A 16952-nucleotide genomic window follows, 5' to 3' on the forward strand; every position below is an offset into this window, starting at 1 on the left:
AGGTCGGTGCCTATCCTTACAAGCCCCCTCCAGAAATGGTCGGGGCTTTTTCTTTTTATGCCCACTGGAAGTAGGTCAAAAAATGGGTGAGGTGTTTGGCTCAGATCAAATACTAACTATAATACGTGATCTGTATCAGATTTACTAACAATGTTACTGGTATTGCGTTAATAAATTCCGCTAAACCATATAATTTGGTTATCTTTGTGGTTTATAAATCATATACACATAAATGAGTTTTTTTGTTGAAAGAAGAAGGGAAGTAATGCAGCATATTGAAAAATATATGCTAGAGATGATGCCTGAATATCTCAAACCTATTGATGAAATTTGGCAACCATCTGATTTTTTGCCCGACGCAAGTAAAGATGATTTTTTTCAGCGAGTAAAAGACCTACAACAAAGCGCAAGTGAGTTGTCATATGATTTAGTAGCTGTACTGATTGGAGATACCATAACAGAGGAAGCATTGCCCACTTATGAATCATGGTTGGCAATGGTTGATGGTGTTAGCCGCGATGAGGAAGGCGGTTGGATGAAGTGGAACAGGCACTGGACTGCTGAAGAAAATAGACACGGAGATTTATTGAACAAATATCTATATCTTTCCGGACGTGTAGATATGCGTCAAATGGAAATGTCAACCCAGTATCTTATAGCTGATGGTTTTGATATTGGCACAGGGCATGATCCATATAGAAATTTTATTTATACTTCTTTCCAAGAATTAGCAACCAATGTATCACATAGACGTGTGGCTTCTTTGGCGAAAAAAGATGGCGATACATTATTATCTAAAATGTGTGGAGTGATTGCTTCTGACGAAGCTAGGCATGCAAAGGCTTATAAGGATTTTATCAAGCAGATTTTTGCCGTTGATGCCAACGAAGCAATGCTCGCTTTTGAGGATATGATGCGTAAAAAAATTGTAATGCCAGCTCACTTCCTGAGAGAAGTTGGACTTCCAATTGGGCAGGTATTTGGGCATTTTACGGATGCGGCACAGCGTTTAGGGGTTTATACAGCTATTGACTATGTGGATATCCTAAAACAGCTTATTGTGGAATGGAATATCGAAAGCATTAAGGAGCTTAATGAAGCTGGAGAAAGAGCCCGAGATTATATCATGAACTTGCCTAGCCGTTTACTAAGGGTAGCTGAAAGAATGAAAAATCCTACCATTGACTACAAGTTTAAATGGATATTAGCATAAAAAAAAGCCACGATAATTCGTGGCTTTTTTTTATGCTAATATTTTAGGGCATCTACATATTCCTTCTATACTGTCCACCTACTTCATATAGGGCGTTACTAATTTGGCCTAACGAACAGATTTTGCAAACCTCCATTAGCTTATTGAAGATATTCTCACCATTAACGGCCGCTTTTTGCAGATTTTTCAATGCTTCTGGTGCTTCATTTTCATTACGTTTTTGAAAAGCTTGTAAAGTGCTAATCTGATATTGCTTTTCTTCCTCTGTAGCACGGATAACCTCACCTGGAACAATAGTGGGCGAACCATTTTTATTGAGGAAAGTATTTACACCAACAATTGGGAATTCGCCTGTGTGTTTTAAAGTTTCGTAGTATAAACTTTCTTCCTGTATCTTGCCCCGTTGGTACATGGTTTCCATGGCACCTAATACGCCACCTCTGTCGTTGATGCGTTTAAATTCAGCTAATACAGCTTCTTCCACCAAGTCAGTTAACTCTTCAATAATAAAAGCACCTTGTAAAGGGTTCTCATTTTTGGCCAAACCTAGTTCTCGGTTGATAATAAGCTGAATGGCCATCGCCCTGCGTACCGATTCTTCTGTTGGAGTGGTAATGGCTTCGTCATAGGCATTGGTATGCAGTGAGTTGCAGTTGTCGTAGATGGCGTAAAGTGCCTGTAGCGTGGTTCTGATGTCGTTGAAATCTATTTCTTGTGCATGCAACGAACGTCCAGAAGTTTGGATGTGGTACTTTAATTTTTGTGAACGATCATTTCCTTTGTACTTATTTTTGATGGCTTTGGCCCAAATTCTTCTGGCTACCCGGCCAATTACCGCATATTCTGGGTCAATACCATTGCTAAAGAAGAATGAAAGGTTTGGCGCAAAATCATCGATATGCATGCCTCTGCTCAAGTAGTATTCCACAAAGGTAAAACCATTACTCAAGGTAAAAGCCAACTGTGAAATAGGATTTGCACCAGCTTCGGCAATATGGTATCCTGATATGGAAACAGAATAGAAGTTGCGTACTTTTTCGGTAATGAAGTAATGTTGGATATCACCCATCATTCTCAAGGCAAATTCAGTGGAGAAAATACAAGTGTTTTGTGCTTGGTCTTCTTTTAAGATGTCTGCTTGCACCGTTCCACGTACTGAGCTTATTGCTTTGGCTTTGATTTGTTCATAGATGTCATTCGGTAGTACTTGGTCTCCGGTTACACCCAATAACATTAATCCTAAGCCGTTATTACCTTCTGGAAGCGCACCGTTGTATGATGGTCTGTTGAGGCCTTTTGCTTTGAAAATTTGATTGATCTTGGCAATTACCTCATCCTGTAACCCGTTTTCGATAATGTATTTCTCACATTGCTGATCGATCGCTGCGTTCATGAAGAATCCCAAAAGCATAGGAGCAGGGCCATTGATGGTCATCGAAACGGAAGTGCTAGGCGCACATAAATCAAAGCCAGAATATAGCTTTTTGGCGTCGTCCAAAGTGGCAATGCTTACGCCTGAATTTCCAATCTTTCCGTAAATATCTGGACGTAAATGAGGATCTTCTCCATACAGGGTCACCGAATCGAAAGCGGTAGATAAGCGATGTGCCGGCTGACCCAAGGAAACATAGTGGAAACGTTTATTGGTTCTTTCTGGTCCTCCTTCACCTGCAAACATACGGGTTGGGTCTTCTCCATCGCGCTTTAGCGGGAAAACACCGGCAGCGTAAGGGAATTCGCCAGGCAAATTTTCAGTAAGTAGCCATTTTAAGATGTCGCCCCATTCTTCGTAGCGAGGTAGTGCCACTTTCGGGATTTTAAGCTTGGATAAAGATTCATAGAATAGCGGCTGTTTGATCTCTTTATCTCGTACTTTGTAAATAAAAAAGTCTTGTTGATAGTTGTGTTTGGTACTAGGCCATTCTCTTAAAAGGCGTTTGCATTCGCCATCCAGTTGTTCTTCGTATAGCGAATAGAGCTTTTCTAGGTCTTCTGTAGAAGCTTTTTCCTCGGTTTTAAGTAAGTTGACTACCCCATGGAGCTGATACATTTTACGGGCTATGCCAACTTGTTTGGCTACCCATCCATTGTATTGTTCACTGGCTTCGGCAATTTCAGATAAATATCGGGTGCGTTCTGGCGGAATGATGTATATTTTTTCGGATTGACTGGAAGTCATCTCCATTTTCGCCGTGAAATCTACGCCTGTCCTTTCTTGGATTTTTTGGAGCAAGGCTACAAATAGATTGTTCATGCCAGGGTCGTTAAATTGTGAGGCCATGGTTCCATAAACTGGAATTTCCTCATCCTTGGCATCGAAGATATTGTGGTTGCGTTTATACTGCTTCCTTACGTCACGTAGCGCATCTAAAGCACCTCGCTTATCGAATTTATTGATGGCCACTAAATCTGCAAAATCCAACATGTCTATTTTTTCCAACTGAGTAGCCGCACCAAATTCAGGGGTCATTACATATAGAGATACATCTGAATGTTGGGTAATTTCGGTGTCTGATTGCCCGATCCCTGACGTTTCTACAATGATGAGGTCAAATCCTGCCGCTTTACAGATATCAATGCTCTCCTGTACGTTTTTTGACAAGGCTAAATTGGCTTGTCGGGTTGCGAGCGACCTCATATAAACCCTTGGGTTGTTGATGGCGTTCATCCGTATCCTATCGCCTAATAAGGCGCCGCCTGTTTTTCTTTTCGAAGGGTCAACGGATATAATGGCAATGGTTTTATCTTTTACTTCGATTAAAAATCTCCGTACCAACTCATCAACCAAGGAAGATTTACCCGCACCTCCAGTCCCTGTAATCCCCAAAACCGGGGGTTGTGAGGTGCTTTGCAGTTTCTTCAGTGTAATTTCAAACTCATCGGCGTTGTTTTCTGCAGAAGAAATGAGCCTTGCAATTTTTCGGTTCTCTTTTTCCTGTAAATTTTCAGTTTCATCCTTTAGGTTTTCTATGGTAGCAAAATCTGTTTGCTGTAGCATGTCGTTGATCATGCCCTGCAGGCCCATTTTTCTACCATCGTCTGGAGAATAGATCTTTGAAATTCCGTAGGCCTCCAATTCCTTAATTTCGTCAGGAAGGATTACACCACCTCCGCCACCGAATATTTTGATGTGTGATGCACCGCGTTCCTGCAATAAATCGTACATATACTTGAAATATTCGATGTGCCCACCTTGATAGGAAGTCATGGCAATGCCTTGAACATCCTCCTGAATGGCGCAGTTTACCACTTCTTCTACCGAACGGTTATGGCCAAGGTGAATTACTTCGGCTCCGCTAGATTGTAAAATCCTGCGCATGATGTTGATGGTGGCGTCGTGCCCATCAAAAAGTGCTGCAGCGGTTACGAAACGTATTTTATGGGAAGGCTTATAGATTTCAATTTTTTCCATAGTATGTAAATTCCAGAAGGGGAAATTGCTTTTGCTGAATATAAAATTGGTTAGAAATTACTCATCAAATGTACATTTTTATCAGGGGTTTGGCAAGGTGCGGGCATTGTGCTTATCTTAAAAGTAGCCACTATTTGTTATTTAAATGACAATAAACGTAGCCTTAAAATACAAATCCCCAATTCGGAGGATTGAATTGAGGATTTATATTGCAAATTTGATAAAGCTGTTATTTCATGGCCTCTGTAATTACTTGTCCAATGCTGCCACTAGGTTGTTGTATGTGCAACAATGCGGATACGGTAGGAGCAATGTCGGTCATGGCGTAAGATTTATTGGTTTTGCCTGGTTTTATACCCCAGCCCATAAATAGTGCAGGAATATGGCTGTCATAAGGGTTCCAAGCTGCATGGCCCGTACCTGGGTTTAATGTTGGGTACCAGCCTGCATCCAAGATAATGTAGACATCGCCACTCCTACGTGCGTTATAACCATTGGTAATTTTGTTTTTAAGTTCTTGAGGGATGCTTACATTGCCCAAATTTTTAATATCTACCGCATTAAGCACACCTTCTTGTTTAATCAGGTAATCGATGCTTAGTTGTTTGATTTTGCCATAGTCGGCATTTGCCGCTTTAATGGCATCGGTATCAAAAATCAATTGGTTATTGATTAAGGTAAATATGGCACCTTTTACATTGAATTCTTTCAAGATCAAGCTATCCAATTCGGTTTTAAATTTCTTCGCATTTAATCCACCGGCAGGTAATTTATTCTCTTTTGAAAAACCTGGTACATGAGTTACGCCATGATCGGCAGTTAAGAAGAACAAGTAATTCCCTTTGCCGATGGTTTTGTCCAAGTAGGCAAAAAAGTCTTCTAAATCTTTATCTAATCTTAAATAAGTATCTTCCAGCTCAATGGAGTTTGGTCCAAACTGGTGCCCTACATAGTCGGTAGACGATAAGCTTACCGCGAGGAAATCGGTATTGCCAGTTTGTCCCAGTTTTTCGGCTGGGATGGCTGCTTTGGCAAATTCCAACGTAAAAGTATTGCCATAGGGCATGCTGGCCATCATAGCATAGTTTTTATTCACATATTGCTTAAATAAGTGCGGAAAAGTAGCCGTTTTTTCTCCTTTAAATAATCTCTCATAAGGTTTATCGTCTGCAGTACTTTCTGTGTAGGTTTCAATTGGATAAAGTGTATGCCAATCTTTTGCGAAATACGTGTTAGGTAATTTTCTGGCGTTAAAATCATTAACCCAAGCAGGTAATTGTTGCATGTAATGGGTACTGGTAATGAAATTTCCAGTCAGATCATCGTACCAAAAAGAGCCATTTGCGGTATGGCCACCGGGCAGAATAGCACCCCTGTCCTTGATAGATACGCTGATCACCTTGCTCCTAAAGTTGGTAGCCATTCGTAATTCATCTGTAACGGTAGTTACCAATAAATTTTTGGGCGACATCAATCCTTCTTTACTGGTGCTGCCCACAGTTTTTACCTCTTTATCTTCTACGCAGTAAACATCTCTTCCCAGCTGAGGGTCAAACCAGTTGTTCCCAATTATTCCGTTGATGGCCGGTACCGAACCCGTATATACAGAGGAGTGGCCACAAGCAGTTAAGGTAGGTGTATATGGTATTAAAGTATTTTCGGCCGAAAATCCTTCATTAATTAAACGTTTGAAACCTCCTTGTCCATATCGGCTATAAAAGCGGTAGAGATAATCCCAACGCATCTGATCTACTACCATACCAACTACAAGCTTGGGTCTGGCAACGGTTTGTGGATAGTTTGGCGTAGATGTGGTAGTGGCTGATTTAGCTGTTTTTTGGGCGCTTGCACCACCTGCAAATAGGATCGCAAATGACAAGCACAGGAATTTTACTTTCATTTAATGGTTTTTTTATAAAGGTATTAAATGCCTATTAAGTTAATAGGGAAATATTGTAAATATTTCATATCATTTGCTATTTGGATGTTTTTATATGATTTCGGCCACCACAAAAGTGCTTCCACCTATAAAAATTAAATCTTTGGGTTGTGCTTTTAATTTTGCCTCAGCCAGAGCTGTTGCTACACTATTGAATACTTGCCCACTTAAATTAAAGCTGGCTGCTTTTTCAGCGAGTTCTTGGGCGGGCAATGCTCTTTCCAATTCAGGTTGGCAGAAATAGTAAATGGCGTTTTGAGGTAATAGCGATAATACCGCGGTAATGTCTTTATCTTTAACCATGCCAATTACCATGTGCAATTTTTCATGGGGTGTTTGTTGAATGTTTTGCACCACTTCGGCAATACCAGCTTTGTTATGGCCGGTGTCGCAAATCATTAATGGATTTTTGGCCAATGTTTGCCATCTGCCCTGCAGGCCAGTGAGCTCTTTTACCCTTTTTAGCGCTTCGTAAACAGCTTTGTTTTCAATTTTGTAACCAATTGCGCTCAATACCCTAACAGATTGTAGCACGGTGATGATATTTTTTCGTTGATAGTTTCCGGTCAAATCAAGGTTTAGCTCGGTATTGGTGTTGTCCTTAATTCCTTGGATGTTTAACTGCAGTGAGTTTGATTTTGCGTTAGCACCAGCAATCCGTAGCTCGTCTTCGGCAAATGTTAAATGGGCATTTTGCTCCTTTGCTTTTTGCTCAAAAACGGGATCTGTTTCGGGGTGGTGCTCACCAATAACTACTGGCGTGTTTTGCTTAATGATACCTGCTTTTTCAAAAGCAATTTCAGCAAAAGTATTGCCCAACATATTGGTATGGTCAAGGCTGATGTTGGTAATGATAGATAGATCTGGGTGGATGATATTGGTAGAATCGAGCCGACCACCTAAACCTACTTCAATAATGGCCACATCTACTTTTTCCTGGGCAAAATATGAGAAGGCCATGGCTACGGTTACTTCAAAAAAAGACGGTTCAATTTTTTCTATAAAAGATTGTTGCGCTTTCACAAAGCTGGTTACGAAACTTTTGGGCACCATTTTGCCGTTAATGCGTATGCGCTCCCTAAAATCTTTGAGATGGGGTGAAGTATATAAACCTGTTTTATAGCCTGCTTTTTGCAAAATAGCAGCCAACATGTGTGAGGTGGAGCCTTTGCCGTTGGTACCTCCAATATGGATGGTTTTATATTGATTTTGAGGGTTGTTTAAAGCTGAGCAAAAGGCTATGGTGTTATGTAAATCTTTTTTAAATGCCACTGCACCAACTCTTGTAAACATGGGTAGGCGACTATAGAGATAGTCTACGGTTTGGCTGTAATTCATCATGATGTTTCAAAGATAGGCGAAGTTTTAATTTTTTGCCATGGTTTTGGCTCAAACCTCAGAGGTTTTAGTAAACGGTAAAGTTTTTAAATAATGCAGGAAATCATTTCGGGCGTAGTCGAGAACCGAAGCCATCTTAAAGGGACTATAAGTGTTGTAGGATTGCTTCGTTCTTCGCCATGACGAGAGTGGGTTGAGCTTCGGTTCTCCGCTCGTTGCACTGCGTTTGAAATGACGGGAATGGGTTAGGCTTGTGCTCGGAAGAAACCTTACTTTACCAAAAACTTGAAAGGCACGTAAAAAATACGGATTTCAGGGCCTTTGGTAATGGCATTTAGCGAAGCATTTAGCATGGCTCTTTCACATTTATCTTCCAGAGCATTGTTTTTAAAGGTGGTTCCTTTTGCTCCTGCAGTTGCTCGAACAATTCTTCCCGATTTGTTTACCTCTATTTTTACCATGATGGTGCCTGTTTCTTGTCCGTCATCTTCTGGTTTTACAAAGTTTTTGAAATGACTTAAGGGAAGTGGTTTATTGCCAAATCCAGAACCGCCATCACCATAGAAAGGTGCTAAAGGGTCGCCGTCAGGGTCGCCCTGATTGCCAGGTGTTGAACCAGTTCCGTCGCCACCACCTGTGGTGTTACTCTTTTTATTAGCAGGGAAAAGGGCTTTCGGATCTGGTTTCCAGTCCTTATCTTTATTATTTTGAGTATTGCTAGGATTGGCGTTGCTTTTGGTTTCCTTGGTATTTACACTTACGGCATCTTCGTTATCTTGTGTAGTAAGATTTTTATCGCTCAATTGAGAAGAAGTGCTTTTAGTAGTAGGGTCTGGTGTAACCTGATCGGGTTTTTTGCCATTTGCATCGGGTGCCATCGAGGGCTCCTCCATGCTGGTATAATCGGTTCCCATGCCTGTTACCGATGTACCATAGTTAACCACCATGCCACCCATGCCCAATTCCTCATTGGGTTCGAATTTGCCAATTATCCAAATAAAGCTCAGCGCAATAAAAGAGCCCATCAGTACCGTAGAGATGACCAATGCCTTGGGATAATTATTTTCTTCTTTATGGTTTTGTGCCATGTTTATTTCTTCTGTTCTACAGCAAGAACAACTTTTAATTTCAGTTTGTTAGCTACGTCAAAAACTTTCATGGTATTTTCGATGGAAACGCCCCTGGCTACGTATAAAACGATGGTTAAATCCGTATGCTGTTGAATAAAGCTTTGGATTTTTGCTTCCATGGCTTCTAGTGTTACGGGTTGTTTGTCTACAAAATAGTTGAGGTTTTCATCAATGCTAACCGTAATAGATTTTTGGTTATTGGCCTGCTGCCCAGAAGAGGAACGGGGCAACAACAATTTTACCACTTGAGGGTTTACTACTGCAGAAGCTAAGAGGAAAAACAACATCAAGAAGAACATAATGTCGTTTAAGGCAGCGGTGTGCACTTCTACATTGCCCTTTTTTCTGTTCTTTAAATTCATTATTTCCCTGGTTCTTCTAATAGATCGATAAAATCAATAGCGTCGGTTTCCATTTTAAGGATGATTTTCTCAACCATCATATTCAAAATGTGATAGAGTACGTAGGCCATGATCCCAATGATTAAGCCTGTTGCCGAAGTGATCATTTTGGTATATAAACCACCAGAAATGGTGCCAATTTCAATGGCTCCCTGAGCCGACACCTCTCGGAAAATGGTAATTACCCCGATAATAGTGCCCACGAAACCAAGCATGGGTGCAATACCAGCTATAATTCCTAAAATGCCGATATTTTTTTCCAGTTTAGAAACTTCTAGCTTGCCAGTATTTTCAATAGCACCTTCAATTTCCTTAATAGGACGTCCAATGCGCTTTAACCCTTTTTCGAGCATGCGTGCCAAAGGTGAGGCCGTGTTTTTGCAGAGTGCAATGGCATTTTCCAACCTGCCATCTTTAATGTTCTGTCTAATCTGGAACAACAAATTGGTGTCGTTTTTAGAAGCTTTTCGGATGGTCAAGTATCTTTCAATAAAAATCACTAAGCCTAAAAAAGCCAATAAGCTCAGCGGAATCATTACCCAACCGCCTTTAAAAAGTAAATCAATAAAATGAAGATCTTCTTGTGTTTTTACTGCTGTGGTAGGTACAGCCTGAGCCGTATCAGCTAGGTTTTGTACGGTATCTTGTAAGGTGGTTAGTAATAATATCATTGTGTGCTAATTATTTTTAATGGGTTGAACGTACATTTTTGGGTTTTTAAACTGTTTACGAAATTTAACAACGTATTTTTGTGCCGAATCGATATTGTTGTACGATGCAATACTGATTTTCTTATAAAGCTTTCCTGGCATTTTAGCTATTTTAGCTTCAAAACCGTGCTTTTTCATGTAGGCAATATATTCTTCTACTTCCGATTCTCTGGCAAAAGCCGCGGCAATAATATCATAAGTTATCGTTGGTTTTACTTCGCTTTTATTCGTGGTAACCTTTAATGTATCCTTTGCCGGCTGTACATCTAGCCCTACTTTTTCGGCATTTTGCATAATGCTATCAGCGAAATCCAAAGAATCTTTTTGATTTTGCAGATTACTGCGTTCAATAGGCACTACCATTTTTTCGTTTGGATTAACGTTGGGTTTGCCAAAATTTTGGAACAGCTCAGGTTTTACAAAATAGACGATGGCTATCAATACTGCTGCAACCAGCAAGCCAATGCTCACTTTTTGATAAAGTGGCATGGTTCTTTTTTCGTCTTCTAGAGGTTCTTCTAACTCGTCATCATCATATTCGCCAATGAGTGTGTTTTCTTCCGAAATCCTATTGCGAGCATCGTCAAAATCCCATTCGTGGGTTGTAGCTGTTAATGTTAATTCGTCCTCATTTTCAGCTTTGCCTAAATCGCTATGGTTTTCGGTGCGGGATAGGTTCGTATCTGAAGTGCTTTCGTTTTCCTCGGTTTCGTCCTCCTGGTACACGTCATCATCAGAAATAACATTTTCGCCCTCAAAGTTCCAGGTTTCCGGTATTCTTTTTTCTTCTTTAGCGTCTATTTCGTTGTTTTCGCCTGTCGGATTTTCAGTATCTACTTCTGCAATTTCCTCATATACTTCTGTATCTGTGGCTTCGTTGTTTTCAATAGATGTCGCAGTGTCTTCCTGTATTTCCTGTGTTTCAGCTTCAGTTATCTCCTCGTGTATTTCTTCCACGGGAAGTTGTTCTTCTGTGAGAATTTCTTCAGGTGTTTCAATATCTTTACTTTCAGCTGTTGTTTCGGCGTCGTCCACTGGAGGGGGGGTAAGGGTTTCCTCGGGCGTAGCCTCTTCGTTCAACTTCTCCTGAGGTTCAGTTTCATTGCTTTCGGTAAGCGGTTGACCTTCCAATTTAGCCATTTCATGCTCAAATTCAGGAACCTCTGGCTGCTCAATTTTTGGTTCTGGCGCAGGAGTTTCATTGGTTGCACTGGTAACTGGTTTTGTAGTTTCTATGCCAATGGTTTCCGGTTGTTGAACATTTGCTGTTACTGTAGGTAAGGCAAAAAAATCGAAACCAATGTTGATATCTTGGTTAGCCTTAAAGATAAGTTCGTTACCTGTTTGCGTAAGAAAGCCTAGGTTTTCGAGCTGATACTCGCCGTTTTGCAGCCCTTTTTGGATCTCGTTGACAAATTGGCTGATGAAATACTTGGCTGAATCTTCGGAAATTCCTCTTTTGGTTTGGATATATTGCGATAGGTTGGTGTGCTCCAAAACATCGGAACTGAACTCCAATGCGTAGCTAGGAGGCAAAAACGAGTGCGTTTCTGCATCGTACCTTCCTGGTGTTTTCTTTTTGTAAAAAGTACCCAAGCCTTCAATTCCTATTTGTTTACGGGTTTTTAAAAGCTCTATCAGGTATTGCAATATATCCATTTGGGTAAAAATAATTATAAAATTTAACCTTTTAAAACGAATAGGTTAAGCCGCCAAAGATATTAAAACCATTTTGACGATAGTATAAAAATTTACTGTAATTGGTATTTAAAATATTGTTAGCTCTGGCAAATGCCGAAATTTTATCATTGATTTTGTAGCTGGCACCCACGCCCAAATCAACAAACCCTTTGATGTTTACAATGGTTTCATTGTTATAGTCAGGAACAGGAGGGTAGCTGCCATCGGGATTTAACGGGTTGGCTAAGAATACTTTTGCTTTACTGTCATCTTGTAGGGCAACGGAGGCATCAAAAGTTAGCTTTTTGTTAAATACGAAACTGAAGTTTGACGTTAAACGCATTTGGGGTTTAAAGTAACTTTCTTTTTCAGTACCGGCCTTGTAATCTTCCATGTTCAGTTTACCTGTCCATTTTAAATTGTCACTAACCTGAACGGTCAATTCACCTTCCAGTCCCAAAATTTTAGTTTTGCCAAAGTCGTAGATCACGTCAAATTTGTTAAACGAGCCAAAGCTGTTCACAAATAAAGGCATATCGGTAATTTCTTTGCTGTAGAAACGTGCCTTATATCCAAATCCTGGGCCACCAGTACCTTTAATACCACCGCTGATGCTCAGTTTCTCGATACTGTTTTTGATAAAGATATTTTGGTTCAGAAACGGGTTTTCATCAGTAAGATCTTTTAAGGTATTGCGGTTTACGTCGCCTTTAATTTCACCAAATATTTGAAGGAAATCAGGGATTAGCGTAAAATCGGCCGTTACCGATGGGAAAAATCTGGTGGTTGAATTACTGCCAAATTCTTGTGTAATGTTGGCGCCAGCAATAATTTTTACGCCACCTGCTTGTAATTTAATGTACGGATTTAGGCGTAACAGGTGGTTGGATACGCTGGTAGCTACATCTTTGGTATTGCCAAATTCGGCCGATGCCGCCAAGCCTAAATTGAAGCTACTGATACGTTTGTTCAAATATCCCGTTAGGGTAAGTGCTTTTTCCTTTGCGCTATACTTATCGCTAAAAAAGTAGCCATTCATTTTTGCTGCGTAGCTAAAAGCATCCGGATCGGAGGTGAACTTGCTAATCGCTTCGCCTTCCAGTTCAAAGAAATTAAGGGTCTGTTTAGCGGGATCAGGGTTTAAAGTTGGGTTATTTTCATCAATGCCATAAAAGTAAAGTCCGTGTCTTTGGTAGTTCAATTTGCCATTTAAAGTGTTGTTTTCGCCAATACTGCGAGCAAAAACGCTTAATTGTTGTTTATTTTCATTTTGTTTATTCAACTTGCCCTCGTTGCTGAAATGCCTGAAGAATACACCAGTTTGCAGGGCCGGATCTTGCCCCATTCCTATGTAAGCTTCGGCCAAGGTGGTTCCTAAATTACCTGCACCGCCTTTCACATAATTGTTGGTCAAAGGTGCTTGGCGCTCATCGGCTACCTTTTGGGCCTGTAGTTTTTGAATGTCGGTATTTAGTTCAAGTTTCCTGTCGGTAAGTTGGTAGTTGAACTTTGCCTTGTAAGTTTTAAGGTTATCCAAGTCAGGACTTCTTCTCAACTTCACTGCTTCGGCTAGCACGGGTTTGTACGGGCGTATAATTTCGATTTCTTCGCTCAGCGTTTTTTCTGTTTTTTCGGGAGGTTTTACATCCTGCGCATGCAGGCCAAATGCTCCTAAAATTAAGCCAAGCGTTATATATGCGGTTTTATTAAATCTCATGGTGTGTCTTTCTAGTTGATTTTTGCCAATTTTTCTTTTGCGGTAGGAACAATATCATCCTTGCCTTCATAATTGTCGATGATACTCAACAAGGTACTTTTTGCCTGCATCTTATCTTTTAACGCCAGGTAATTATCGGCCAATAGAATAAATGATTTTGCTACCCAATAATCATAGGATGGCATGTTATTAATCAGGTCGAAACAAGTTTTTTGAGAAGTCTTGTAATCGCCTTTGGCATACTGTAAAGCAGCAATGTTGTATTTAGCCTCGGCAGCGGCCAATGTTTTGGTGGTTGCTACCACTTTGTTAAATGATTTAATGGCTGCCGTGGTATCTGCTTTCAATAAATAAGCCTTACCTGCAAATAGGTCAGAGCTGTTTTTTTCCTCTTCTGAAGATTTTTCAGAAGTTTTAACGATGTCAGCGTATTTCAGCATTTCATCAGGCATGTTTAAAGCGGTGTATGCCTTAATCAAGTTGTTGATGGCATAGCTGTGGTGAGCCTTATAATCGGCCGTGGTTTCCAATCTTTTTAAGTACACAATGGCTTCGTTATACTTTTTCTCATCCATTAACACTTTTGAGACACTCATTAACGAACGCTCGGTATAATCACTGGTCCAATCGTTAAGGATGTAATCATAATCTTGTATGGCTTCTGCCGAGCGGCCTAATTTGACCAAAGATTCGGCCCTGATAAATTTGGCTTCCTTATCATGGATAGGTTTAGGGAACTTTTCCAAGTAAGAATTGATGGCTTCATAAGCACCTTGGGCATCGCCCCGAAGGTAAATATTGTTGGCCGATTGGAACATGATGTTATCCTGCTCGCTGGTGGAATAATTACCCAGTGGAGTGGTAGCCGCATAGGAGATGAATCCATTGGCATCACCGCGGTCTACATAAATATTCTTGATAGATTCAAGCGACTGTTTAGCTTCAGGAGCACTTGGATAGTCTCTGATCACCTTTTTGAACGACTCTAGTGCCGCATCATCTTGGTCCTGGTTGTATTGCACCAAACCAATGGTTAAAAGCGCTTTAGGTACATAACTGCTGCGAGGATACTTGGCAACTAAGCCCACCAAATCCGTTTTTGATTTTTCGAAATCACCTTTGTTAAAGTAAGTGTAGGCAGTTTCAAAGCCTGCATCGTCAGCGTAGTTTGAGTTAGGGAATTGTTGCAATAAGCTTTGCATGGTGCCAATTTTGGCGTCGTCTTGCTTTTGTAAACCCTGGATCATCCCGCGTTGAAACAGGGCATAATCTTCACCGGTTTGTTTACTGCTAATGATACGGTTGTAGTACGAAAGTGCGTCGCTGTAGTTTTTGTTCACGAAATACGAATCCGCTAAGCGAAGCATGGCATCATTTACGGTTTTAGCATCTTTATCAGCGCCCCTTAAAAAGCGTTCAAAGTAATTAGCTGCTTTCACGTACTTTTCGTCTTCAAAGGCCGCATAACCTAAGGCATAGTTGGCAAAGTTGTACACGTCGGTTTTCTTGGCCTCTTCCATAGCAAGGAACTTTTCGAAAGTTTTAACCGATTCGCCGTACTTTCTCAATTCGTACATCGATTCGGCCATCCAATAAACGCTCAAGGCATAAATCTCGCTGTCTTCCTGGAAATTTCCCGAACGTAAAAACATTGATAAGGCATTAGGGAAAGCCCTTTCGTTGTAAAACTCCAAACCTCTAAAATAGGTTACTTTTTGGTAAGCGGCTTTTGCTTCTGGGGTTTTATTAGGGATGGGCTCTAAAATATCAATGGCTGCCTGGTAGTTTTTGCTGGTCAGTAGAATTTCGCCCAAAAGTGTTTTGGCTTCGTTGATCCTTTTCGAAGTTGGAAATGTTTTAAGAAAGTTCTGCGTAGCGTCTAAGGCCTGTTGGTTAAACTCTAGTTCGTAGCTCAATTTAGCATAATTGATCCAAGCTTCCTCTTGGAGGTTTTTATCGAAATCTAGCCTAGAAGCCCTAAAGAAAGCATTTCTGGCTTTTTCCTTGGCATTTAATTTCAAGGCCGATTTTCCCAAGGTGAACATCCCATTCTGTAAGTACACATCGTCGGTGTTCAGTTTTTCTAATACCGTTACCGATTCTTTGTATTTGCCATTTTGGAAAAGGGCGTAACCATATTGGTAAACAAAAAGGTTGTTTTTTACCTGATTTTGATCCTTTTGGTAAAAAAGGGCAAAGTATTTCTCTGCATTCTTAAACTCCGATTTTGAGAAATAAGAGGCGGCCACCAAACTTAGCATTTCAGCCTCATATTTTTGTTTGGTTTTTTCCATCACCGGAATGGCATAATCAATCACATCATCATAACGCTCATCCAAATAGTACATCGAAGTGATGTAGTATGGGTAGCTGGCCTCATAAGTAGGGGAACCTTTCAGTTTTTCAAAATTGGCCAGTGCCGTTTTGTATTCTTTATTAAGGTAGTTGATGTAAGCAAAATAGTAAGTGGCACTTTCCTGAAAAGGGGAGTCCTCTTTTTTTACGGCTTCAAATAAAGGTTCTGCCTTTTCAATATCATTTTGTTCAAAATAGGCATAGCCTTGTTTAAACTGATACTCTACACGTTGCTTTTGCGAAAGCGAATTGGGGTCTGCTTGGTTAAACCACTCTAGCGCTTTTACGTAATCTTTTTTGGCAAAATAAGCCTTTCCCATGTGGAAATAAGCCAATTTTGTATTTGGGTTTAAAGGATACTCTCTGATGAATTCTTGGAAAAGTGCTTCGGCATCGTCATTGCCCAATTCTATGGCACAAACAGCTGCATAAAACTTGGCGTTTTCCTTGATAATGGAAAGTTCGGCACTACTTTGTTGTTGCGTACTTGTTTTACTACGGTATTGCTCTACTAATTTAAATTGTTGTGCAGCGGCTACATATTTCTCGTTTCTAAGCAGCTCTAATCCGCTTTGGTAATTTTGGTTCAGTTTTATCAGCGGACTAGTTTGGGCATGTCCAAAACCGTATCCACTGGCTATAAACAGTGGAACCAATAAGTATCTTTTTTTCATTTGCGTATTTCTTTAAGTAGCTTTTTTACGGCATTACTTGGTTAGCTATGGCCAATTACCCATTTTATTGTGCAATGGTTTTAGCTAGGGTTGATACTAAAATAGAATTAATGTGCTTAGCTATCAACATAAGAAATTAACATCTGTTGATAACAGAGATTTAACGAAATGGTTGTGAGCTTGGTATGCACGGTTAAAAAGTTTTTAACATGGCTTTAATCATTGCTGAAGTTTAAATAGCTTGACTATTTTGATGTGTGGCCGACCCTGAAATAAATTACCTTCGGTGAACTCGCCAAGGCTCGGTTTACTGCATAGCTTTCCGCTTCGCTACAGGTCAGGGTGACGCAAAACCAACGCTCCGTCATGCTGAATTTATTTCA

Annotated in this window: 10 protein-coding genes; 1 reads left to right on the forward strand and 9 read right to left on the reverse strand. The window is 40.4% G+C overall.

What is annotated here, in order from left to right:
* Positions 1–232 precede the first annotated feature (232 nt).
* The gene (locus DUT71_RS19590; protein ID WP_113664232.1) at positions 233–1213 is read left to right on the forward strand and encodes an acyl-ACP desaturase; all 981 of its coding nucleotides are present in this window, start codon (positions 233–235) and stop codon (positions 1211–1213) included.
* Positions 1214–1265: 52 nt separating this feature from the next.
* On the opposite strand, the gene DUT71_RS19595 is transcribed toward DUT71_RS19590, so the two are convergent.
* From DUT71_RS19595 to DUT71_RS19635, 9 genes are all read right to left on the reverse strand, one after another.
* Entirely contained in the window at positions 1266–4625 is a 3360-nt protein-coding gene (locus DUT71_RS19595; protein ID WP_113664233.1) for a methylmalonyl-CoA mutase family protein, read from the reverse strand.
* A 229-nt stretch (positions 4626–4854) separates the two neighbouring features.
* Positions 4855–6525, reverse strand: a complete 1671-nt coding sequence (gene pafA, locus DUT71_RS19600) for an alkaline phosphatase PafA (protein WP_113664234.1) — start codon at positions 6523–6525, stop codon at positions 4855–4857.
* A 90-nt stretch (positions 6526–6615) separates the two neighbouring features.
* On the reverse strand, positions 6616–7902 hold the full coding sequence (locus tag DUT71_RS19605; protein WP_113664235.1) for a bifunctional folylpolyglutamate synthase/dihydrofolate synthase: 1287 nt from the start codon (positions 7900–7902) through the stop codon (positions 6616–6618).
* 269 nt (positions 7903–8171) lie between these two features.
* Positions 8172–8990 (reverse strand): energy transducer TonB, encoded by an 819-nt coding sequence (locus DUT71_RS19610; protein WP_113664236.1) that lies wholly within the window; start codon positions 8988–8990, stop codon positions 8172–8174.
* Between the two features lie 2 nt (positions 8991–8992).
* Entirely contained in the window at positions 8993–9394 is a 402-nt protein-coding gene (locus DUT71_RS19615; RefSeq protein ID WP_113664237.1) for an ExbD/TolR family protein, read from the reverse strand.
* Positions 9394–10104, reverse strand: coding sequence for a MotA/TolQ/ExbB proton channel family protein (locus DUT71_RS19620; protein ID WP_113664238.1), 711 nt, complete (start codon positions 10102–10104; stop codon positions 9394–9396). Before DUT71_RS19620 ends, DUT71_RS19615 begins: the two co-directional genes overlap by 1 nt.
* A 6-nt stretch (positions 10105–10110) precedes the next feature.
* The gene (locus DUT71_RS19625; protein WP_113664239.1) at positions 10111–11802 is read right to left on the reverse strand and encodes an SPOR domain-containing protein; all 1692 of its coding nucleotides are present in this window, start codon (positions 11800–11802) and stop codon (positions 10111–10113) included.
* 31 nt (positions 11803–11833) lie between these two features.
* Positions 11834–13540 (reverse strand): TonB-dependent receptor, encoded by a 1707-nt coding sequence (locus tag DUT71_RS19630; RefSeq protein WP_113664240.1) that lies wholly within the window; start codon positions 13538–13540, stop codon positions 11834–11836.
* Between the two features lie 11 nt (positions 13541–13551).
* Positions 13552–16569: a tetratricopeptide repeat protein gene (locus tag DUT71_RS19635; RefSeq protein ID WP_113664241.1), complete on the reverse strand. Its 3018-nt coding sequence runs from the start codon at positions 16567–16569 to the stop codon at positions 13552–13554.
* Between the last annotated feature and the right edge of the window lie 383 nt (positions 16570–16952).

This window comes from Pedobacter nanyangensis, assembly GCF_003313505.1.
In the GTDB taxonomy this organism is placed as follows: domain Bacteria; phylum Bacteroidota; class Bacteroidia; order Sphingobacteriales; family Sphingobacteriaceae; genus Pedobacter; species Pedobacter nanyangensis.